We start from the raw sequence: 21,128 nt of genomic DNA on the forward strand, positions 1-21,128 counted from the left end.
CGACGACGAAAAGAAGGCACAGTAACAATCAGTTACCGTGTCTTTTTTTTAAGTGCAATGCGCTACAGGAGTCGAAAGATGGAAATGACCCATGCTCAACGTCTGATTTTGTCTAACCAGTACAAGATGATGACTATGCTTGATCCCGATAACGCTGCGCGCTACAGCCGCCTGCAAACCATCGTCGAACGCGGTTTTGGTTTGCAAATGCGCGAACTTGACCGCGAGTTTGGCGAGCTGAAAGAAGAAACCTGCCGCATCGTGATCGACATTATGGAGATGTATCACGCCCTGCACGTGTCCTGGACGAATCTCAAAGATCAACAGTCCATTGACGAGCGCCGCGTGACCTTCTTAGGCTTTGATGCCGCAACGGAAGCGCGTTATCTGAGCTATGTTCGCTTTATGGTGAATACGGAAGGGCGCTATACCCATTTTGATGCGGGAACCCACGGCTTCAACGCGCAGACCCCGATGTGGGATAAATATCAGCGTATGCTGAGCGCGTGGCACGCCTGCCCGCGTCAGTACCATTTAAGCAGCAACGAAATTCAACAAATCATTAATGCCTGACGGAGGTGCGTGTGCAGTGTAGAGGCTTTCTGTTTGATCTGGACGGTACGCTGGTGGATTCGCTGCCGGTAGTGGAGCGTTCCTGGTGCCATTGGGCTGACAGACATGGCATCGACCATCAGGAGGTGCTGAATTTTATCCATGGCAAACAGGCCATCACCTCGCTACGGCACTTCCTGGCCGGACGCGCTGAGGACGAAATTCAGGCGGAGTTCAAGTATCTGGAACACATTGAAGCCACGGACACGGACGGCATCACCGCCTTACCTGGCGCGCGCGAGCTGCTTGAGCATCTGAACGAAGCGCAGATCCCGTGGGCTATCGTCACCTCAGGCTCTATTCCCGTTGCCCACGCCCGTCATAAGGCGGCGGGTTTACCGAAGCCGGAAGTGTTTATCACTGCGGAGCGCGTTAAGCGCGGTAAACCGGAGCCCGACGCTTTTTTACTGGGCGCTGAGCTGCTGGGCCTCGCCCCCGCAGAGTGCGTGGTGGTGGAAGATGCGGCGGCTGGCGTACTGGCCGGGCTGAACGCAGGGAGCCACGTCATCGCTGTTAACGTTCCGGCCGGATCCCCCCGGCTGGACGAGGCAGATTTGGTGCTGGATTCACTGACGGCCCTGTCTGTTTCAAAAGCCTCTGACGGAGTTGTAACCGTCTCGCTAAAAGTGTAATCCCATGATATGGCCCCACATTGCTGGGGCTTTTTTATGGCAAAATTCCTCATCTTCCACTGACAAGGATAGGTTGTGAACGGTGAACTGATTTGGGTCCTGAGCCTGCTTTTAATCGCCATCATTCTTTTTGCCACGGGCAAGGTACGCATGGACGCCGTCGCCCTGTTTGTCATCGTCGCGTTTGTGCTGAGCGGTACGCTCACGCTACCGGAAGCCTTCTCCGGATTTAGCGATCCCAACGTTATCCTGATTGCCGCTCTGTTTATTATTGGGGATGGCCTGGTGCGTACCGGCGTAGCGACCATCATGGGGTCGTGGCTGGTTAAGGTGGCGGGCAGCAGCGAAACCAAAATGCTGATCTACCTGATGGTGACCGTCGCCGGGCTGGGGGCGTTTATGAGCTCCACGGGCGTGGTCGCCATCTTTATCCCGGTGGTGCTTAGCGTTTCCATGCGGATGCAGAGCTCGCCGTCGCGCCTGATGATGCCCCTGAGTTTTGCCGGTTTGATCAGCGGGATGATGACGCTGGTGGCAACGCCGCCGAACCTGGTCGTGAACAGCGAACTGATCCGGGAGGGATTTGAGGGCTTCAGTTTTTTCAGCGTCACCCCGCTTGGGCTGGTCATTCTGGTCATGGGCGTGGTCTACATGCTGCTGACCCGGTTCGCCCTGAAAGGTGAAAAACAGGACAAAAATAAAGAAGGATGGAAGCGACGCACCTTCCGCGATCTGATTAAAGAGTATCGTCTTGCCGGGCGGGCGCGCCGTCTGGCTATTCGCCCCGGCTCGCCGATGGTGGGGCAGCGCCTTGACGACCTGAAGCTGCGTGAGCGGTATGGCGCGAACGTGATCGGCGTAGAGCGCTGGCGCCGTTTTCGTCGGGTGATCGTCAACGTCAACGGGGTGTCGGAATTCCGCGCGCGGGACGTCCTGCTGATTGATATGTCCACCGCCGATGTGGACCTGCGCGAGTTCTGCAGCGAACAGCTGCTGGAGCCGATGGTGCTGCGCGGGGAGTATTTCTCCGATCAGGCGCTGGATGTTGGCATGGCCGAAGTATCGCTCATCCCTGAATCGGAGCTGTTGGGCAAAACCGTGCGGGAAATGGGGTTCCGAACCCGCTATGGCCTGAACGTCGTGGGGCTGAAGCGCGATGGCGTAGCGATGGAAGGGGCGGTGGTGGATGAGCCGATCCTGCTGGGCGATATCTTCCTGGTTGTCGGTAACTGGAAGCTGATTAGCCAGCTAGGGCAAAAAGGGCGCGATTTTGTGGTGCTCAACATGCCTGTTGAGGAGAGCGACGCGTCGCCAGCGCACAGCCAGGCGCCACACGCGATTTTTTGTCTTGTATTGATGGTGGCGCTGATGCTGACCGATGAGATCCCCAATCCGGTTGCCGCAATCATTGCCTGTCTGTTGATGGGCAAATTCCGCTGCATTGACGCCGAAAGCGCCTATAAAGCCATTCACTGGCCGAGCATAATTCTCATTGTCGGAATGATGCCCTTCGCCCTGGCGCTGCAAAAAACCGGCGGGGTGGATCTGATCGTTAAAGGCTTAATGGACGTTGGCGGCGGGTATGGGCCGTACATGATGATGGTCTGTTTATTTATCATGTGCGCCACGATCGGTCTGTTTATCTCGAATACCGCGACGGCGGTACTGATGGCGCCTATCGCGCTGGCGATGGCCAAAACCATGGGCGTGTCGCCGTATCCCTTTGCGATGATGGTGGCGATGGCGGCCTCCGCGGCATTTATGACGCCGGTCTCTTCACCGGTAAACACGCTGGTGCTCGGGCCGGGGAACTATCGATTCAGCGATTTCGTGAAGCTGGGCGTGCCGTTCACCGTGCTGGTGATGCTGGTGTGCGTGGTATTGATACCGGTCCTGTTTCCGTTTTAAGCGTGAGCGTAGAAACGTAGGCCGGGAAGGCGAAGCCGCCACCCGGCGAAAAATTACAACGGCGAATCCTGGCTGATCTCATCCAGCGATAAGTGGAAGCTCGGTACAAACACCTGCATAAAGTAATCCATCTCTTCGCTGCGGCGGGATTCCAGCGTTTTTTCCAGGCGCGTTTTTGCCAGCAAAAATTCGTTATTCCCTGCGGACAACTCTTCGAGACACTTCAGATAGGCACAAAGCGCGTCCGCCTGCTTGACCAGCGACTTTTCATCTTCCGTGTACTGATGCTCATCGATGAGCGGCTCAAAGATGTCGCGCAACTCTTCCGGCACCATCTCAATCAGCTTCTGCTGGGCAATTTTCTCGATGGCCTTATATTCCTGCGCAATTTGCGAGTTGAAATATTTCACCGGCGTAGGTAGATCGCCGGTCAGCACTTCTGACGCATCGTGGTACATCGCGAGCAGGGCGATGCGCTCTGGATTGACCTGACCGTTGAATTTACGGTTTTTAATGGCGGCCAGAGCGTGAGCGACCATCGCAACCTGCAGGCTGTGCTCTGACACATTTTCCGTGCGGACATTGCGCATCAGCGGCCAGCGGTTGATGAGTTTCAGGCGGGAGAGGTGGGCAAAGAAATGACTCTGACTCATAGGTTACCTTTTGTCTTCACTGCGACAGGCGTTCATTGTGCGGGGAGGGGAGGGAAGATGCAAATTTGCAGGTTTTGTAGGCCGGGTAAGCGCAGCGCCACCCGGCCGTAAGGCAACGTTACTGATGGTATCCAGAGAGGAAGCGCCCGAAGCGGCTGATGGCCATTTCGAGGTCATCTTCGCGCGGCAGCGTCACGATACGCACGTGATCCGGCCACGGCCAGTTAAACGCCGTCCCCTGGACCAGCAGCACTTTTTCCTGCAGCAGGAAATCGAGCACCATTTTCTGGTCGTCGTGAATATTGAAGCGCTTCGCGTCAATTTTCGGGAACATATAGAGCGCCCCGTTCGGCTTCACGCAGGAGACGCCCGGGATATCGTTGATCAGTTCCCACGCGCGGTTACGCTGTTCGTACAGGCGACCACCGGGCACGATAAACTCGCTAATGCTCTGATAGCCGCCGAGTGCGGTCTGGATCGCGTGCTGTGCCGGAACGTTGGCGCATAAACGCATGGAAGCCAGCATCTCCAGCCCTTCAATATAGCCTTTGGCGTGTTTTTTCGGACCGTTCAGTACCATCCAGCCCTGACGGAAACCGGCCACGCGGTAGGTTTTGGACAGGCCGTTAAAGGTGACGGTGAGCAGGTCCGGGGCCAGCGCGGCGATGGAGTGGTGCTGCGCCGCGTCGTACAGAATCTTGTCGTAAATTTCGTCGGCAAAGATGATCAGGTTGTGCTGACGGGCCAGCTCAACGATCTCCATCAGCAGCTCTTTTGAGTAAACCGCGCCCGTCGGGTTATTCGGGTTAATAATGACGATACCGCGCGTGCGGGGCGTAATTTTTGCGCGAATATCGTCCAGGTCCGGGAACCAGTCGGAGGACTCGTCGCACAGATAGTGCACCGCTTTACCGCTGGACAGCGACACGGCAGCCGTCCACAGCGGATAGTCCGGCGCAGGGACCAGCATTTCGTCCCCGCTGTTCAGCAGCGCCTGCATCGCCTGCACAATCAGTTCGGAGACGCCGTTGCCGATATAGATATCTTCAACGGTAACATCACGCATACCGCGTGCCTGGTAGTGCTGCATGATGGCTTTACGTGCGGAGTAAAGTCCTTTTGAATCGCAATAGCCTTGTGCAGTAGGAAGGTTGCGGATCACATCAACCAGAATTTCATCCGGCGCTTCAAAACCAAATGGCGCAGGGTTACCAATGTTGAGTTTCAGAACCTTGTTGCCTTCTTCTTCAAGGCGTTTTGCCTCTTTCAGAACCGGGCCGCGGATGTCATAACAGACGTTATCTAGCTTGCTGGATTTTTCGATAGGGGACATGAACCTTTAACCTTTTCGCTATTATTGCCGCTCCCTGCCGTGGAAGTCAGCACGGAATAATGTACTCCCCCCTCGCTTCGTTTTGAAGGGTGTGCAGTAGAAGATTTTGCGCGGGGTACAAATTTTTGATGAATCTTTTTCGCTGCACGTACGCTTTTTCACTGTCTTAAAGTTGTGCGCATAGCGAGAGCTTAGGTTAAATGTGCTATTCATTTAACAAAATACTGTATAATGTGCTGCTAAAAATAAGTGGTGAGCCGGACAGCGGTGGCAGTCACCCTGAGTGACTTTTCGTAAAACCTGAATGCTTGATACCTGTTTCTGTAATAGCAGACAGTGGATAAAAGTTACCCATGTGAAATTAATGTTAAGTGCCATTAATGAATGGTCTTAATCTAAATTAAAATTTATTTATTATTAACCTATAAAATGCAACTTTAGTTAATTTTAATAAAATTAGTTTAGAAGCTTAACATTCTTCTTTAATCCTTAATATTGCAATAAGACTTATAAATAAAGTGGATTTGGGTTAAGATGTCTTCCAGGAAAGCAGAGGACAGATGCACGTTTTTTGTATATCTGACCCTGGTTTTCCGAATTAATTGATTGTTATTGTTAGAGTTATCTCTGGCTGGAATGTGTCGCACATCTCCTGCTACGTTGACAGCGCTGCGATACAGATGGCAGAAAAGGTGTTATACCTTTAATGTAATTTACATAAACCTGCGAACATCTAAATATCCTGAACGTTTAAGAGAATAAAAATAACGTCATGAAACGTGCTTTCTGACTGTTGATATAAAGCAGCACAATAACTATCTGTCAGGCAGTCTGCCGGGCCGGGATGCGAGGGAAAATCTTCAGAGGGAATTGCTTAACTGTACACACACAGCTTCAACCCGGGCAGCTCCGCACGAGCAACCTGAAAGTGAATAGATATGATAAATGCAAATCGTCCGATAATGAATCTCGACCTCGATCTGCTGAGAACGTTTGTTGCGGTCGCCGATCTCAACACTTTTGCAGCAGCTGCTGCCGCCGTTTGCCGAACTCAGTCCGCCGTCAGCCAGCAAATGCAGCGGCTGGAGCAACTGGTTGGTAAAGAGCTTTTTGCGCGTCATGGGCGTAATAAGCTCTTAACGGAACACGGTATTCAGCTTCTGGGTTATGCCAGGAAAATTCTTCGCTTTAATGATGAAGCATGTATGTCATTAATGTTTAGCAACCTACAAGGGGTGCTAACGTTAGGTGCATCTGATGAGTCGGCGGATACTATATTGCCGTTTCTTCTCAATCGAATTAGTTCGGTTTATCCGAAGCTTGCGCTGGACGTGAGCGTAAAGCGTAATGCTTTTATGGTTGAGATGTTAAATGAGAATAAAGTCGACCTGGTGGTGACTACGCATCGTCCCGGGCAGTTTGATTGCCTGACGCTGCGCACATCGCCTACGCACTGGTATTGCGCAGCCGAATACGTGCTGCAAAAAGGCGAGCCGGTTCCACTGGTCTTACTGGATGATCCGAGCCCGTTCCGCGATATGGTGCTCACGGCGCTGAATGAGGCCAACATTCCGTGGCGTCTGGCGTATGTGGCCTCCACGCTGCCAGCGGTCCGTGCCGCTGTGAAGGCCGGTCTGGGTGTTACGGCACGTCCGGTAGAGATGATGAGCCCCGATCTGCGCGTTCTGGGCAAATCCGATGGCCTGCCTGCGCTGCCGGATACTGAATATCTGCTCTGCCACAATTCGTCCAGTCATAACGAGTTGGCCAAGGTGGTATTCGAGGCGATGGAAAACTACCATAACCCGTGGCAGTTCGAGCGCGTTACCTCCGAAGGGGGGGATGACTCCCTGATCGTTGAAGGGGATTTTGAGTGATCGCCAGCTCAGAATTCTGGTAACAAAATGTAAGTGTAAAAAAAAGCCACTCGTGTGATTTTCACATGCAGTGGCTTTTTTTTAGCAGAAATATCCGCTTATGGCGTATGGATTTTCAAAATACTTCATATTTATCAATATGCTAAATGCTTTTGCTAAAATCTTGCTCGTTTTCCGTTCTAACTTCATCCACATCCCTCCTATGTTAAAAAAACAGGAAATATGTTGCCGTTTTCCAGATTGAATTAACAAAAGCGTGTCACAGATCAAGAAAATACTCCTATTTGGGGGGAGGAATCGTTGGCAAATCCTGTCAAAATAGGAGGGTTATTTTTTTTACTTCCGAAACGGACACGATTCAACAACATACATTTGACGGAAAGTCATGCACCCACCAGGGTTAAAGGGCACCAAATGTTAATGAGAATCGCTCGATGTAATTTAATGTGAAGAAACCTTTGTTAAAGTTGACAATAGGTTATAGAAAGGAGTAAAAAACCCCATCATTTTGCTGTCTACGTCTCATTTCTGACAGTTAGTGTAAGGTTATTTGTTCCTCCCCATGAATCGATGTGATGCCCATCTGCCAGCAAGAGCAGTGTCGTTGGTATCACTTTTGATGAGTAAGCAATGAGTATGTCAACATCCACAGAAGTCATCGCTCATCACTGGGCATTCGCAATCTTTCTTATTGTAGCCATTGGCCTGTGCTGCCTGATGTTAGTCGGCGGCTGGTTCCTGGGCGGTCGCGCCCGTGCAAGGCACAAAAACACACCTTTCGAATCAGGTATTGATTCAGTAGGTACCGCTCGCTTACGCCTGTCTGCCAAGTTTTACCTGGTAGCCATGTTCTTCGTCATCTTCGACGTGGAAGCGCTTTACCTTTTCGCATGGTCAACGTCCATACGCGAAAGTGGTTGGGTGGGCTTTGTCGAGGCCGCAATTTTCATTTTAGTGCTACTGGCCGGTCTGGTTTATCTGGTGCGTATTGGCGCGCTTGACTGGACGCCTGCGCGTTCACGTCGTGAACACATCAACCCGGAAAACAGTATCTCTAATCGTCAGCAGTAACAGCGAGGCAATAAGATGGATTATACGCTCACCCGCATAGATCCTAACGGTGAGAATGACCGTTACCCCCTGCAAAAACAGGAGATCGTAACCGACCCCCTGGAGCAAGAAGTCAATAAAAGCGTGTACATGGGCAAACTCGAACATGCCATGCACGATATGGTCAACTGGGGTCGTAAGAACTCCATCTGGCCTTACAACTTTGGCCTTTCTTGCTGCTACGTTGAAATGGTGACGTCATTCACTGCGGTGCATGACGTTGCGCGTTTTGGGGCAGAGGTACTGCGTGCTTCCCCACGTCAGGCTGACCTGATGGTGGTAGCCGGTACCTGCTTTACTAAGATGGCACCTGTTATTCAGCGTCTTTATGACCAGATGCTGGAGCCAAAATGGGTTATCTCCATGGGCGCATGTGCAAACTCTGGCGGTATGTACGACATCTATTCCGTCGTACAGGGCGTAGATAAATTTATCCCAGTGGATGTGTACATCCCGGGTTGTCCGCCTCGTCCGGAAGCCTACATGCAGGCGCTGATGCTGCTGCAGGAGTCCATCGGTAAAGAACGTCGCCCACTGTCGTGGGTCGTTGGCGATCAGGGTGTGTATCGCGCGAACATGCAGTCTGAGCGCGAGCGTAAACGTGGTGAACGTATTGCCGTCACCAATCTGCGTACGCCTGACGAAATTTAATTTGCGCCTGTAGGCCTGGAGAACACCTTCGCATATCACTACTCAAATAGCGCGAAGCCAGGCTCAACAGTCACCACGGACCATTTGCAATGGTGAACAATATGACCGACTTAACCGCGCAAGAAGCCGCCTGGCAGACCCGGGATCATCTGGATGACCCAGTCATTGGCGAACTGCGCAACCGTTTTGGGCCGGATGCCTTTACTGTTCAGGCTACCCGCACCGGGGTACCCGTTGTTTGGGTGAAGCGTGAACAATTGCTGGAAGTTGTCGATTTCCTCAAGAAATTGCCAAAACCGTACGTCATGCTGTTTGACTTACACGGCATGGATGAACGTCTCAGAACGCACCGCCAGGGCCTCCCTGCTGCGGATTTTTCCGTTTTCTACCACCTGATCTCAATAGACCGTAATACGGATATCATGCTCAAGGTGGCATTGTCTGAAAACGACATGCATCTGCCGACGATCGTCAAACTTTTCCCGAACGCCAACTGGTACGAGCGTGAAACCTGGGAAATGTTCGGCATGACCTTCGATGGCCACCCGCACCTGACGCGCATCATGATGCCGCAGACCTGGACCGGCCACCCGCTGCGTAAAGACTACCCGGCACGTGCGACCGAATTCGATCCGTTTGAGCTGACCAAAGCCAAGCAGGATCTGGAGATGGAAGCGCTGACCTTCAAACCGGAAGACTGGGGCATGAAGCGCGGCACCGACAACGAGGACTTCATGTTCCTCAACCTCGGTCCAAACCACCCGTCTGCGCACGGTGCTTTCCGTATTATTCTTCAGCTCGATGGCGAAGAGATTGTCGACTGCGTGCCTGACATCGGTTACCACCACCGTGGTGCTGAGAAGATGGGCGAGCGTCAGTCCTGGCACAGCTACATTCCGTATACCGACCGTATCGAGTACCTCGGCGGCTGCGTCAACGAAATGCCATACGTGCTGGCCGTTGAGAAACTGGCGGGTATCGTTACGCCGGATCGCGTTAACGTGATTCGCGTCATGCTGTCAGAACTGTTCCGTATCAACAGCCACCTGCTGTACATCTCCACGTTCATTCAGGACGTCGGCGCGATGACCCCGGTCTTCTTCGCCTTTACCGACCGTCAGAAAATCTACGATCTGGTAGAAGCGATTACCGGTTTCCGTATGCACCCGGCCTGGTTCCGTATCGGCGGTGTGGCACACGATCTGCCGCGCGGCTGGGACCGTCTGCTGCGCGAGTTCCTTGACTGGATGCCAAAACGTCTGGCCTCTTACGAGAAAGCCGCGCTGCGCAATACCATCCTGAAAGGCCGTTCCCAGGGCGTTGCTGCCTACGGCGCGAAAGAAGCGCTGGAGTGGGGTACGACAGGTGCAGGTCTGCGAGCGACCGGTATTGATTTCGACGTGCGTAAAGCCCGTCCTTACTCTGGCTACGAGAACTTCGACTTTGAAGTCCCGGTGGGCGGCGGCGTGTCCGACTGCTACACCCGCGTGATGCTGAAAGTGGAAGAGCTGCGCCAGAGTCTGCGCATCCTTGAGCAGTGCCTCAACAACATGCCGGAAGGCCCGTTCAAGGCGGATCACCCGCTGACGACGCCGCCGCCGAAAGAGCGCACGCTGCAACATATCGAAACCCTGATCACCCACTTCCTGCAGGTTTCCTGGGGACCGGTCATGCCGGCACAAGAATCCTTCCAGATGATTGAAGCGACCAAGGGTATTAACAGTTACTACCTGACCAGTGACGGCAGCACCATGAGCTACCGTACCCGCGTGCGTACGCCGAGCTTTGCGCACCTGCAGCAGATCCCGTCCGCCATCCGCGGCAGTCTGGTCTCCGACCTGATTGTGTATCTGGGTAGTATCGATTTTGTTATGTCAGATGTGGACCGCTAATTATGCACGAGAATCAACAACCACAAACCGAGGCTTTTGAGCTGAGTGAAGCAGAACGTGCCGCTATTGAGCACGAGATGCACCACTACGAAGACCCGCGTGCGGCGTCCATTGAAGCGCTGAAAATCGTACAGAAACAGCGTGGTTGGGTGCCGGATGGGGCGATCTATGAGATCGCGAAAGTGCTGGGTATTCCGGCAAGTGACGTAGAAGGCGTAGCCACGTTCTACAGCCAAATCTTCCGTCAGCCGGTTGGCCGCCATGTGATCCGCTACTGTGACAGCGTTGTCTGCCACATCACCGGTTATCAGGGCATTCAGGCTGCGATTGAGAAGAAGCTCAATATCAAGCCGGGCCAGACCACGTTCGATGGACGCTTTACTCTGCTGCCAACCTGCTGCCTGGGTAACTGCGACAAGGGGCCGACCATGATGATTGATGAGGACACTCACAGCCATCTGACGCCGGAAGCGATTCCTGACCTGCTGGAGCAGTACAAATGAAAACTGTAATTCGTACTGCTGAGACGCATCCGCTGACCTGGCGTCTGCGCGATGACAAACAGCCGGTATGGCTCGACGAATACCAGAGCAAAAACGGCTATGCCGGTGCGCGTAAAGCCCTCGGCGGCATGGCGCCCGATGACATCGTTAATGCGGTGAAAGACTCGGGCCTGAAAGGGCGCGGCGGTGCGGGCTTCTCCACCGGCCTTAAGTGGAGCCTGATGCCGAAAGACGAATCCATGAACATCCGTTACCTGCTGTGTAACGCCGATGAAATGGAGCCGGGCACCTACAAAGACCGCCTGCTGATGGAACAGCTGCCGCACCTGCTGGTGGAGGGCATGCTGATCTCCGCGTTTGCGCTGAAAGCGTACCGTGGCTACATCTTCCTGCGCGGTGAGTACATCGAAGCGGCGGAAAACCTGCGTCGCGCGATTGCCGAAGCCACCGAAGCGGGCCTGCTGGGTAAAAACATCCTGGGCACCGGGTTTGACTTCGAACTGTTCGTGCACACCGGTGCAGGGCGTTATATCTGCGGTGAAGAAACCGCGCTGATTAACTCTCTGGAAGGCCGCCGCGCGAACCCGCGTTCCAAGCCACCGTTCCCGGCAAGCTCCGGCGTATGGGGTAAACCGACCTGCGTAAACAACGTTGAAACCCTGTGTAACGTTCCGGCTATCCTCGCGAACGGCGTGGAGTGGTATCAGGGCATCTCCTCAAGCAAAGATGCCGGTACCAAGCTGATGGGCTTCTCCGGTCGCGTTAAAAATCCTGGCGTCTGGGAACTGCCGTTCGGTACCACCGCACGCGAAATTCTTGAAGATTATGCCGGCGGCATGCGCGATGGCCTGAAATTTAAAGCCTGGCAGCCGGGTGGGGCAGGGACAGACTTCCTGACCGAAGCCCACCTTGATCTGCCGATGGAATTCGAAAGTATTGGTAAAGCAGGCAGCCGTCTGGGTACGGCGCTGGCGATGGCCGTCGACCACGAGATCGGCATGGTCTCGCTGGTGCGTAACCTGGAAGAGTTTTTCGCCCGTGAGTCCTGCGGCTGGTGTACACCGTGCCGTGATGGTCTGCCGTGGAGCGTGAAGATCCTGCGTGCAATCGAACGTGGCGAAGGCCAGCCTGGAGATATCGAAACGCTTGAGCAACTGTGTCGATTCTTAGGCCCGGGTAAAACCTTCTGTGCCCACGCACCGGGTGCCGTCGAACCTCTGCAGAGCGCGATCAAATATTTCCGCGACGAGTTCGAAGCAGGCATCAAGCAGCCGTTCAGCAATACCCATGCGATCAATGGGATTCAGCCGAACCTGCTTAAAGCGCGCTGGTAACGACAAGAATTTTGATTAACGCTCGGTTTCGACCGAGCCAACTGGAAGCATGCTAATGGCTACGATTCATGTAGACGGCAAAGAATACGAAGTCAACGGGGCGGACAACCTGCTGGAAGCTTGTCTGTCTCTTGGCCTCGATATTCCGTACTTTTGCTGGCATCCGGCGCTGGGCAGCGTCGGTGCTTGCCGCCAGTGTGCGGTGAAGCAATATCAAAACGCGGAAGACACGCGTGGTCGCCTGGTGATGTCCTGTATGACGCCAGCCACCGAAGGCACCTTTATTTCGATTGATGACGAAGAAGCCAAACAGTTCCGCGAGAGCGTGGTGGAGTGGTTGATGACCAACCACCCGCACGACTGTCCGGTTTGTGAAGAGGGCGGTAACTGCCACCTTCAGGATATGACCGTGATGACCGGTCACAGCTTCCGTCGCTATCGCTTTACCAAGCGTACCCACCGTAACCAGGATTTGGGGCCGTTCATCTCTCACGAAATGAACCGCTGCATCGCCTGCTACCGCTGCGTGCGTTACTACAAAGACTATGCAGACGGTCAGGATCTGGGCGTGTATGGCGCGCATGACAACGTCTACTTCGGTCGTCCGGAAGACGGCGTGCTGGAGAGCGAATTCTCCGGTAACCTGGTAGAAATCTGCCCGACCGGCGTCTTCACGGATAAAACCCACTCCGAGCGTTACAACCGTAAATGGGACATGCAGTTTGCGCCAAGCATCTGTCAGCAGTGTTCCCTCGGCTGTAACACCAGCCCGGGTGAGCGCTACGGCGAACTGCGTCGTATCGAAAACCGTTACAACGGTACCGTTAACCACTACTTCCTGTGCGACCGCGGTCGTTTCGGCTATGGCTATGTGAACCTGAAAGACCGTCCGCGTCAGCCGGTTCAGCGCCGTGGCGACGACTTCATTACCCTGAACGCAGAACAGGCGATGCAGGGCGCGGCAGATATTCTGCGCCAGTCGAAGAAGGTTATCGGTATCGGCTCCCCGCGCGCCAGCATCGAAAGCAACTTCGCGCTGCGCGAGCTGGTTGGAGCGGAAAACTTCTATACCGGCATCGCCCAGGGCGAGCAGGAACGTCTGCAGCTGGTACTGAAAGTGCTGCGTGAAGGCGGTATCCATACCCCTGCGCTGCGCGAAATCGAATCCTATGATGCGGTCCTGGTGCTGGGTGAAGACCTGACGCAGACCGGCGCTCGCGCGGCTCTGGCGGTTCGCCAGGCGGTGAAGGGTAAAGCCCGTGAAATGGCGGCGGCGCAGAAAGTGGCTGACTGGCAGATTGCGGCGATCCTGAACATCGGTCAGCGCGCGAAGCATCCACTGTTTGTGACCAACGTCGACAATACCCGTCTGGACGATATCGCGGCGTGGACCTACTGCGCACCGGTTGAAGATCAGGCGCGCCTTGGCTTTGCCATTGCCCACGCGCTGGACAACAGCTCGCCGGCCGTTGAGCTGGATCGCGACCTGCAAAACAAGGTCGACGTGATTGTTCAGGCCCTGGCAGGGGCGAAGAAACCGCTGATTATTTCCGGTACCAACGCCGGTAGCGCAGAGATCATTCAGGCAGCAGCCAACGTGGCCAAAGCTCTGAAAGGCCGCGGTGCTGACGTCGGTGTGACCATGATTGCTCGTGCGGTGAATAGCATTGGTCTGGGCATGATCGGCGGCGGCTCGCTGGAAGCTGCGTTAAGCGAACTGGAATCCGGTGCCGCTGACGCCGTGGTGGTGCTGGAAAACGACCTGCATCGTCACGCTTCTGCCGCTCGCGTTGACGCCGCGCTCTCCAAAGCGCCGCTGGTGATGGTGATTGACCATCAGCGCACCGCGATTATGGACAAAGCGCACCTGGTGCTCTCTGCGGCAAGCTTCGCAGAAAGCGACGGTACCGTTATCAACAACGAAGGCCGCGCGCAGCGTTTCTTCCAGGTTTATGACCCGGCTTACTACGACAGCAATACCGTGATGCTGGAAAGCTGGCGCTGGCTGCACTCCCTGCACAGCACCGTGCAGAGCCGTGAAGTGGACTGGACGCAGCTCGACCACGTTATCGACGCGGTGGTGGAAAAACTGCCTCAGCTGGCAGGCATTAAAGATGCCGCGCCTGAAGCAAGCTTCCGCATTCGCGGCCAGAAACTGGCGCGTGAACCGCACCGTTACAGCGGCCGTACCGCAATGCGCGCCAATATCAGCGTGCACGAACCGCGCCAGCCGCAGGATAAAGACACCATGTTCGCCTTCTCCATGGAAGGGAACAACCAGCCGTCTGCGCCGCGTTCGCAAATTCCGTTCGCATGGGCACCGGGCTGGAACTCCCCGCAGGCATGGAACAAGTTCCAGGCTGAAGTGGGCGGCTCCCTGCGCCACGGCGATCCGGGCGTGCGTCTGATTGAAGCTTCCGAAACCGGTCTGGACTTCTTCACCACCGTACCGGCAAGCTTCCAGGCGCAGGACGGTAGCTGGCGTATTGCCCCGTACTACCATCTGTTCGGTAGCGACGAGCTCTCCCAGCGTTCACCGGTCTTCCAGACCCGTATGCCGCAGCCGTACATCAAGCTCAACCCGGCGGATGTCGCGAAGCTTGGCGTTAACGCGGGTGCGAACATCGCCTTTAGCTATGACGGCCAGACCATCAGCCTGCCGCTGATTATTTCTGAAAGTCTGACAGCAGGGCAGGTCGGTCTGCCGATGGGTATGCCTGGCATCGCGCCGGTTCTGGCGGGTGCGCGTCTTGATAATCTGCAGGAGGCAAAAGCATGAGTTGGTTAACGCCGGATCTTATCGACATCCTGCTGAGCATTCTGAAAGCGATTGTTATCCTGCTGGTGGTGGTCACCTGCGGCGCGTTCATGAGCTTTGGTGAACGTCGTCTGCTCGGTCTGTTCCAGAACCGTTACGGACCGAACCGCGTGGGCTGGGGTGGTTCACTCCAGCTGGTCGCGGACATGATCAAGATGTTCTTTAAAGAGGACTGGATCCCGCGCTTCTCGGATCGCGTGATCTTTACTCTGGCACCGATGATCGCCTTTACCTCGCTGCTGCTGGCGTTTGCTATCGTGCCGGTCAGCCCGACCTGGGTGGTCGCTGACCTGAACATCGGCATTCTGTTCTTCCTGATGATGGCGGGCCTCGCGGTTTACGCGGTCCTGTTCGCAGGCTGGTCCAGTAACAACAAATACTCGCTGCTGGGTGCGATGCGTGCTTCCGCGCAGACCCTGAGCTACGAAGTGTTCCTGGGTCTCTCCCTGATGGGCGTGGTGGCGCAGGCCGGTTCATTCAACATGACCGACATCGTCAACAACCAGGCCGACATCTGGAACGTTATTCCGCAGTTCTTTGGGTTTATCACCTTTGCCATCGCGGGCGTGGCCGTGTGTCACCGTCACCCGTTTGACCAGCCAGAAGCCGAACAGGAACTGGCCGACGGTTACCACATCGAATATTCCGGTATGAAATTCGGTCTGTTCTTCGTGGGCGAGTACATCGGTATCGTCACCATTTCCGCGTTGATGGTAACGCTGTTCTTCGGTGGCTGGCATGGCCCGTTCTTACCGCCGTTCATCTGGTTCGCGCTGAAAACCGCGTTCTTCATGATGATGTTCATTTTGATTCGCGCAGCGTTACCGCGTCCGCGTTATGACCAGGTAATGTCCTTCGGCTGGAAAGTGTGCCTGCCGCTGACGCTCGTCAACTTGTTGGTAACGGCCGCTGTCATTCTCTGGCAGCAGCCATAAGGGGCTATAGACCATGACCTTAAAAGAATTACTGGTAGGCTTCGGTACCCAGGTACGCAGTATCTGGATGATCGGCCTGCACGCGTTTGCCAAACGCGAAACCCGGATGTACCCGGAAGAGCCGGTATATCTGCCGCCGCGCTACCGTGGCCGTATCGTGCTGACGCGCGACCCGGACGGTTCCGAGCGCTGCGTTGCCTGTAACCTGTGTGCGGTAGCGTGTCCGGTAGGCTGTATCTCTCTGCAGAAAGCCGAGACGGTAGACGGCCGCTGGTACCCTGAGTTCTTCCGCATCAACTTCTCACGCTGCATCTTCTGCGGTCTGTGTGAAGAAGCGTGCCCAACCACGGCGATTCAGCTGACTCCAGACTTCGAGCTGGGTGAGTACAAGCGTCAGGACCTGGTGTACGAGAAAGAGGATCTGCTGATTTCCGGTCCGGGCAAATACCCGGAATATAACTTCTACCGGATGGCGGGTATGGCAATCGACGGCAAAGATAAGGGCGAAGCAGAGAACGAAGCTAAGCCTATCGACGTCAAGAGCCTGTTACCGTAAGGAGAGGGCAATGGAATTCGCTTTTTATATCTGTGGCCTTATCGCCATCCTGGCTACGCTGCGAGTGATCACGCACACCAATCCGGTGCATGCGCTGCTGTACTTAATCATCTCGCTGCTGGCCATTTCCGGGGTGTTCTTCGCACTGGGCGCGCACTTCGCCGGTGCGCTGGAAATCATCGTCTACGCCGGGGCCATCATGGTGCTCTTCGTGTTCGTGGTGATGATGCTGAACCTGGGCGGCTCTGAAATTGAGCAGGAACGTCAGTGGTTAAAACCGCAGGTGTGGATCGGCCCGGCAATTTTGTCGGCCATCATGCTGGTGGTGATCGTTTACGCCATTCTGGGCGTTAACGATCAGGGCATCGACGGCACGCCGATTGGCGCGAAAGAGGTGGGTATCACGCTCTTTGGCCCATACGTTCTGGCAGTGGAACTGGCCTCAATGCTGCTGCTGGCAGGTCTGGTTGTGGCTTTCCACGTTGGCCGCGAAGAGCGTGCTGGCGAGGTGCTGAGCAACCGCACTGACGACCGCGCGAAAAGAAAAACGGAGGAGCGCGCATGATCCCCTTAACACATGGACTGATCCTCGCTGCGATTTTATTCGTTCTGGGTCTGACCGGTCTGGTTATCCGCCGCAATCTGCTGTTTATGCTGATCGGGCTGGAAATCATGATTAACGCCTCCGCGCTGGCCTTCGTGGTCGCAGGAAGCTACTGGGGCCAGACCGATGGTCAGGTGATGTACATTCTCGCCATCAGCCTCGCGGCTGCTGAAGCGAGTATTGGCCTGGCGCTGTTGCTGCAGCTCCATCGTCGCCGCCAGAATCTGAACATCGATTCAGTAAGTGAGTTGCGTGGATGAACATGCTTGCCTTAACCATTATTTTTCCGCTGATTGGCTTCGTGCTGCTGGCGTTTTCTCGCGGCCGCTGGTCTGAGAATCTGTCTGCAACCGTCGGCATGGGCTCTGTTGGCCTGGCCGCGCTGGTGACAGCGTATGCGGGTGTCGACTTCTTTAACAACGGGCGTCAGCCTTTCAGCGTACCGCTGTGGACCTGGATGTCGGTCGGTGATTTCAACATCGGTTTCAACCTGGTGCTGGATGGTCTGTCCCTGACCATGCTCTCCGTGGTCACCGGCGTCGGCTTCCTGATCCACATGTTCGCCTCCTGGTATATGCGCGGTGAAGAGGGTTACTCCCGCTTCTTCGCCTACACCAACCTGTTTATCGCCAGCATGGTTGTTCTGGTGCTGGCCGATAACCTGCTGTTGATGTATCTGGGCTGGGAAGGCGTAGGTCTGTGTTCTTACCTGCTGATCGGTTTCTACTATACCGATCCGAAGAATGGCGCAGCGGCCATGAAAGCGTTCGTTGTGACCCGCGTGGGTGACGTATTCCTCGCTTTCGCGCTGTTCATTCTTTACAACGAACTGGGCACGCTGAACTTCCGCGAAATGGTGGAACTGGCGCCGGCGCACTTCGCCGCAGGCAACAACATGCTGTGGTGGGCAACGCTGATGCTGCTGGGTGGTGCCGTGGGTAAATCCGCGCAGCTGCCGTTGCAAACCTGGCTGGCCGACGCGATGGCGGGTCCAACCCCTGTCTCCGCGCTGATCCACGCTGCGACCATGGTCACCGCCGGTGTCTACCTGATTGCGCGTACCCATGGCCTGTTCCTGATGACCCCGGAAATTCTGCATCTGGTGGGTATCGTCGGTGCGGTAACGCTGGTGCTGGCAGGCTTTGCCGCGCTGGTGCAGACCGACATCAAACGCGTTCTCGCGTACTCCACAATGAGCCAGATTGGTTACATGTTCCTCGCGCTGGGCGTTCAGGCGTGGGACGCGGCCATTTTCCACCTGATGACGCACGCGTTCTTTAAAGCGCTGCTGTTCCTCTCGTCTGGTTCCGTGATTCTTGCATGCCATCACGAGCAGAACATCTTCAAGATGGGCGGACTGCGTAAGTCCATCCCGCTGGTCTATGTCTGCTTCCTGGTGGGCGGCGCGGCGCTGGCGGCACTGCCGCTGATCACCGCGGGCTTCTTCAGTAAGGACGAAATCCTTGCGGGTGCCATGGCGAATGGTCATATCAATCTGATGGTTGCGGGTCTGGTCGGTGCGTTCATGACCTCCCTGTATACCTTCCGTATGATTTTCATCGTATTCCACGGTAAAGAACAAATTCACGCTCATGCAGGGAAGGGTATCACCCATCACCTGCCGCTGATTGTGCTGCTGGTACTGTCCACCTTCGTTGGCGCGATGATTGTGCCGCCGCTGCAGGGCGTACTGCCAGACACCACCGAGCTTGAGCACGGTCGCGTTCTGACGCTTGAAATCACCTCCGGTGTGGTCGCTATCGCGGGCATCCTGATTGCAGCATGGCTGTGGCTGGGCAAACGTACGCTGGTGACTGCCGTTGCCAACAGCGCGCCGGGCCGCCTGCTGGGCACCTGGTGGTACAACGCGTGGGGCTTCGACTGGCTGTACGACATGATCTTCGTTAAGCCGTTCCTGGGCATCGCGTGGCTGTTGAAGCGCGACCCTCTGAACAGCCTGATGAACATCCCGGCGATCCTTTCCCGCTTTGCAGGTAAAGGCCTGCTGTACAGCGAGAACGGTTACCTGCGCTGGTATGTGGCGTCCATGAGCATCGGTGCGGTTGTCGTGCTGGCGCTGCTGATGGTGTTGCGTTGATCGTTAAGTGAATTTTATTCGAATTCGTTGAAAATCAGGCCCCTGCTGGGGGCCTTAAAAAGGAATGTAAATCGCCATGTTACTACCCTGGCTAATATTAATTCCCTTCATCGGCGGCTTCCTGTGCTGGCAGACTGAACGCTTTGGCGTGAAGATGCCGCGCTGGATCGCGCTGATCACCATGGGATTGACGCTCGCGCTTGGCCTGCAACTGTGGTTGCAGGGCGGTTACTCACTGATCCAGTCTGCGGGCATTCCGCAGTGGCAGTCTGAGTTCATCCTGCCGTGGATCCCACGTTTCGGCATTACGATCCACCTGGCGATTGACGGTCTCTCACTGCTGATGGTGGTGCTGACCGGCCTGCTCGGCGTTCTGGCGGTACTTTGCTCCTGGCGAGAAATCGAAAAATACCAGGGCTTCTTCCACCTGAACCTGATGTGGATCCTGGGCGGCGTGATCGGCGTGTTCCTTGCCATCGACATGTTCCTGTTCTTCTTCTTCTGGGAGATGATGCTGGTGCCGATGTACTTCCTGATCGCGCTGTGGGGCCACAAGGCGTCCGACGGTAAAACGCGTATCACGGCGGCAACCAAGTTCTTCATCTATACCCAGGCGAGTGGTCTGGTGATGTTGATTGCCATTCTGGCGCTGGTGTTTGTTCACCACAACGCGACCGGCACCTGGACCTTCAACTACGAAGACCTGCTGAAGACCCCAATGTCTCACGGCGTGGAATACCTGCTGATGCTGGGCTTCTTCATCGCCTTCGCGGTGAAAATGCCGGTGGTTCCGCTGCACGGCTGGCTGCCAGACGCGCACTCTCAGGCACCAACGGCGGGTTCCGTTGACCTGGCGGGCATCTTGCTGAAAACGGCGGCCTACGGTCTGCTGCGTTTCGCACTGCCGCTGTTCCCGAATGCCTCCGCAGAATTCGCACCGATTGCCATGTGGCTGGGTGTGATCGGTATCTTCTACGGTGCCTGGATGGCCTTCACGCAGTACGACATCAAGCGTCTGATTGCCTACACCTCCGTTTCCCATATGGGCTTCGTGCTGATTGCCATCTACACCGGCAGCCAGCTGGCGTACCAGGGCGCGGTGATCCAGATGATTGCGCACGGTCTGTCCGCAGCCGGTCTCTTCATCCTGTGCGGCCAGCTGTATGAACGTCTGCATACCCGCGACATGCGTATGATGGGCGGCCTGTGGAGCAAAATTAAATGGCTGCCAGCGCTGTCCATGTTCTTCGCGGTGGCGACTCTGGGGATGCCGGGCACCGGTAACTTCGTCGGCGAATTTATGATTCTGTTCGGCAGCTTCAAAGTGGTACCGGTGATCACCGTGATCTCCACCTTTGGTCTGGTGTTCGCTTCCGTCTACTCGCTGGCGATGCTGCACCGCGCTTACTTCGGTAAAGCGAAGAGCGAAATTGCTGCACAAGAACTGCCGGGGATGTCGCTGCGTGAGCTGTTCATCATCCTGCTGCTGGTCGTACTGCTGGTGCTGCTGGGCTTCTTCCCGCAGCCGATTCTGGATACCTCGCACAGCGCGATGGGCAATATCCAGCAGTGGTTTGTTAATTCTGTTTCTACTACAAGGCCGTAATTCGCC

General features: G+C 55.3%; 18 protein-coding genes. 16 read left to right on the plus strand and 2 right to left on the minus strand.

What is annotated here, in order from left to right; all coding sequences use genetic code 11:
• The first annotated feature begins 78 nt into the window (after nt 1–78).
• From RVY89_RS03465 to RVY89_RS03475, 3 genes are all read left to right on the plus strand, one after another.
• On the plus strand, nt 79–573 hold the full coding sequence (locus RVY89_RS03465; RefSeq protein WP_008502874.1) for a YfbU family protein: 495 nt from the start codon (nt 79–81) through the stop codon (nt 571–573).
• 11 nt (nt 574–584) lie between these two features.
• Complete coding sequence (locus RVY89_RS03470) at nt 585–1,244, plus strand: sugar phosphatase (protein WP_484826908.1); 660 nt, start codon at nt 585–587, stop codon at nt 1,242–1,244.
• Nucleotides 1,245–1,319: 75 nt separating this feature from the next.
• Nucleotides 1,320–3,152 carry an SLC13 family permease gene (locus RVY89_RS03475; protein WP_484826909.1) on the plus strand — a complete coding sequence of 611 codons (1,833 nt, stop codon included), beginning with the start codon at nt 1,320–1,322 and terminating at the stop codon, nt 3,150–3,152.
• A 53-nt stretch (nt 3,153–3,205) separates the two neighbouring features.
• Here RVY89_RS03475 and yfbR read toward each other — a convergent pair whose 3' ends face one another.
• Together yfbR and alaA are read right to left on the minus strand one after the other, a co-directional pair.
• Nucleotides 3,206–3,805: a 5'-deoxynucleotidase gene (yfbR, locus tag RVY89_RS03480; protein WP_090419955.1), complete on the minus strand. Its 600-nt coding sequence runs from the start codon at nt 3,803–3,805 to the stop codon at nt 3,206–3,208.
• 118 nt (nt 3,806–3,923) lie between these two features.
• Entirely contained in the window at nt 3,924–5,138 is a 1,215-nt protein-coding gene (gene alaA, locus RVY89_RS03485; RefSeq protein ID WP_008500204.1) for an alanine transaminase AlaA, read from the minus strand.
• Between the two features lie 938 nt (nt 5,139–6,076).
• On the opposite strand from alaA, the gene lrhA reads away from it, so the two are divergent.
• The 13 genes from lrhA (at nt 6,077) to nuoM (ending at nt 21,122) form a co-directional block, all read left to right on the plus strand.
• A complete protein-coding gene (gene lrhA / locus RVY89_RS03490; RefSeq protein WP_021241557.1) occupies nt 6,077–7,015 on the plus strand; it encodes a transcriptional regulator LrhA in 939 nt (312 codons plus the stop codon).
• Between the two features lie 630 nt (nt 7,016–7,645).
• Nucleotides 7,646–8,086 carry an NADH-quinone oxidoreductase subunit NuoA gene (gene nuoA, locus RVY89_RS03495; RefSeq protein WP_006176516.1) on the plus strand — a complete coding sequence of 147 codons (441 nt, stop codon included), beginning with the start codon at nt 7,646–7,648 and terminating at the stop codon, nt 8,084–8,086.
• Nucleotides 8,087–8,101: 15 nt separating this feature from the next.
• Nucleotides 8,102–8,776 carry an NADH-quinone oxidoreductase subunit NuoB gene (gene nuoB / locus RVY89_RS03500; protein WP_003861482.1) on the plus strand — a complete coding sequence of 225 codons (675 nt, stop codon included), beginning with the start codon at nt 8,102–8,104 and terminating at the stop codon, nt 8,774–8,776.
• An 89-nt stretch (nt 8,777–8,865) separates the two neighbouring features.
• Nucleotides 8,866–10,668 (plus strand): NADH-quinone oxidoreductase subunit C/D, encoded by a 1,803-nt coding sequence (gene nuoC / locus RVY89_RS03505; RefSeq protein ID WP_134347778.1) that lies wholly within the window; start codon nt 8,866–8,868, stop codon nt 10,666–10,668.
• A 2-nt stretch (nt 10,669–10,670) separates the two neighbouring features.
• Nucleotides 10,671–11,171, plus strand: coding sequence for an NADH-quinone oxidoreductase subunit NuoE (gene nuoE / locus RVY89_RS03510; RefSeq protein ID WP_006176513.1), 501 nt, complete (start codon nt 10,671–10,673; stop codon nt 11,169–11,171).
• Nucleotides 11,168–12,505 carry an NADH-quinone oxidoreductase subunit NuoF gene (nuoF, locus tag RVY89_RS03515; RefSeq protein WP_023312536.1) on the plus strand — a complete coding sequence of 446 codons (1,338 nt, stop codon included), beginning with the start codon at nt 11,168–11,170 and terminating at the stop codon, nt 12,503–12,505. The genes nuoE and nuoF overlap by 4 nt, the downstream gene beginning before the upstream one ends.
• Before the next feature lie 55 nt (nt 12,506–12,560).
• Nucleotides 12,561–15,284 carry an NADH-quinone oxidoreductase subunit NuoG gene (gene nuoG / locus RVY89_RS03520; protein ID WP_484826910.1) on the plus strand — a complete coding sequence of 908 codons (2,724 nt, stop codon included), beginning with the start codon at nt 12,561–12,563 and terminating at the stop codon, nt 15,282–15,284.
• Nucleotides 15,281–16,258, plus strand: coding sequence for an NADH-quinone oxidoreductase subunit NuoH (nuoH, locus tag RVY89_RS03525; RefSeq protein ID WP_008500211.1), 978 nt, complete (start codon nt 15,281–15,283; stop codon nt 16,256–16,258). Before nuoG ends, nuoH begins: the two co-directional genes overlap by 4 nt.
• Before the next feature lie 13 nt (nt 16,259–16,271).
• The gene (gene nuoI / locus RVY89_RS03530; protein ID WP_003861491.1) at nt 16,272–16,814 is read left to right on the plus strand and encodes an NADH-quinone oxidoreductase subunit NuoI; all 543 of its coding nucleotides are present in this window, start codon (nt 16,272–16,274) and stop codon (nt 16,812–16,814) included.
• A 10-nt stretch (nt 16,815–16,824) separates the two neighbouring features.
• Nucleotides 16,825–17,379: an NADH-quinone oxidoreductase subunit J gene (nuoJ, locus tag RVY89_RS03535; RefSeq protein ID WP_008500212.1), complete on the plus strand. Its 555-nt coding sequence runs from the start codon at nt 16,825–16,827 to the stop codon at nt 17,377–17,379.
• Nucleotides 17,376–17,678 carry an NADH-quinone oxidoreductase subunit NuoK gene (gene nuoK, locus RVY89_RS03540; protein ID WP_003861496.1) on the plus strand — a complete coding sequence of 101 codons (303 nt, stop codon included), beginning with the start codon at nt 17,376–17,378 and terminating at the stop codon, nt 17,676–17,678. Before nuoJ ends, nuoK begins: the two co-directional genes overlap by 4 nt.
• The gene (gene nuoL / locus RVY89_RS03545) at nt 17,675–19,516 is read left to right on the plus strand and encodes an NADH-quinone oxidoreductase subunit L (protein WP_484826911.1); all 1,842 of its coding nucleotides are present in this window, start codon (nt 17,675–17,677) and stop codon (nt 19,514–19,516) included. Before nuoK ends, nuoL begins: the two co-directional genes overlap by 4 nt.
• A 76-nt stretch (nt 19,517–19,592) precedes the next feature.
• Entirely contained in the window at nt 19,593–21,122 is a 1,530-nt protein-coding gene (nuoM, locus tag RVY89_RS03550; RefSeq protein ID WP_484826912.1) for an NADH-quinone oxidoreductase subunit M, read from the plus strand.
• The last annotated feature ends 6 nt before the right edge of the window (nt 21,123–21,128 follow it).

This window comes from Enterobacter sp. 3U4 (genome assembly GCF_057224565.1).

Excerpts from the sequence above, each read along its gene's own strand:
- yfbR (WP_090419955.1), bottom strand. The coding sequence starts at position 3,805 with ATGAGTCAGAGTCATTTCTTTGCCCACCTCTCCCGCCTGAAACTCATC.
- nuoG (WP_484826910.1), top strand. The coding sequence starts at position 12,561 with ATGGCTACGATTCATGTAGACGGCAAAGAATACGAAGTCAACGGGGCG.
- nuoL (WP_484826911.1), top strand. The coding sequence starts at position 17,675 with ATGAACATGCTTGCCTTAACCATTATTTTTCCGCTGATTGGCTTCGTG.
- alaA (WP_008500204.1), bottom strand. The coding sequence starts at position 5,138 with ATGTCCCCTATCGAAAAATCCAGCAAGCTAGATAACGTCTGTTATGAC.
- nuoI (WP_003861491.1), top strand. The coding sequence starts at position 16,272 with ATGACCTTAAAAGAATTACTGGTAGGCTTCGGTACCCAGGTACGCAGT.
- lrhA (WP_021241557.1), top strand. The coding sequence starts at position 6,077 with ATGATAAATGCAAATCGTCCGATAATGAATCTCGACCTCGATCTGCTG.
- RVY89_RS03465 (WP_008502874.1), top strand. The coding sequence starts at position 79 with ATGGAAATGACCCATGCTCAACGTCTGATTTTGTCTAACCAGTACAAG.
- nuoK (WP_003861496.1), top strand. The coding sequence starts at position 17,376 with ATGATCCCCTTAACACATGGACTGATCCTCGCTGCGATTTTATTCGTT.
- nuoB (WP_003861482.1), top strand. The coding sequence starts at position 8,102 with ATGGATTATACGCTCACCCGCATAGATCCTAACGGTGAGAATGACCGT.
- nuoJ (WP_008500212.1), top strand. The coding sequence starts at position 16,825 with ATGGAATTCGCTTTTTATATCTGTGGCCTTATCGCCATCCTGGCTACG.
- nuoC (WP_134347778.1), top strand. The coding sequence starts at position 8,866 with ATGGTGAACAATATGACCGACTTAACCGCGCAAGAAGCCGCCTGGCAG.
- nuoA (WP_006176516.1), top strand. The coding sequence starts at position 7,646 with ATGAGTATGTCAACATCCACAGAAGTCATCGCTCATCACTGGGCATTC.
- nuoE (WP_006176513.1), top strand. The coding sequence starts at position 10,671 with ATGCACGAGAATCAACAACCACAAACCGAGGCTTTTGAGCTGAGTGAA.
- nuoF (WP_023312536.1), top strand. The coding sequence starts at position 11,168 with ATGAAAACTGTAATTCGTACTGCTGAGACGCATCCGCTGACCTGGCGT.
- nuoH (WP_008500211.1), top strand. The coding sequence starts at position 15,281 with ATGAGTTGGTTAACGCCGGATCTTATCGACATCCTGCTGAGCATTCTG.
- nuoM (WP_484826912.1), top strand. The coding sequence starts at position 19,593 with ATGTTACTACCCTGGCTAATATTAATTCCCTTCATCGGCGGCTTCCTG.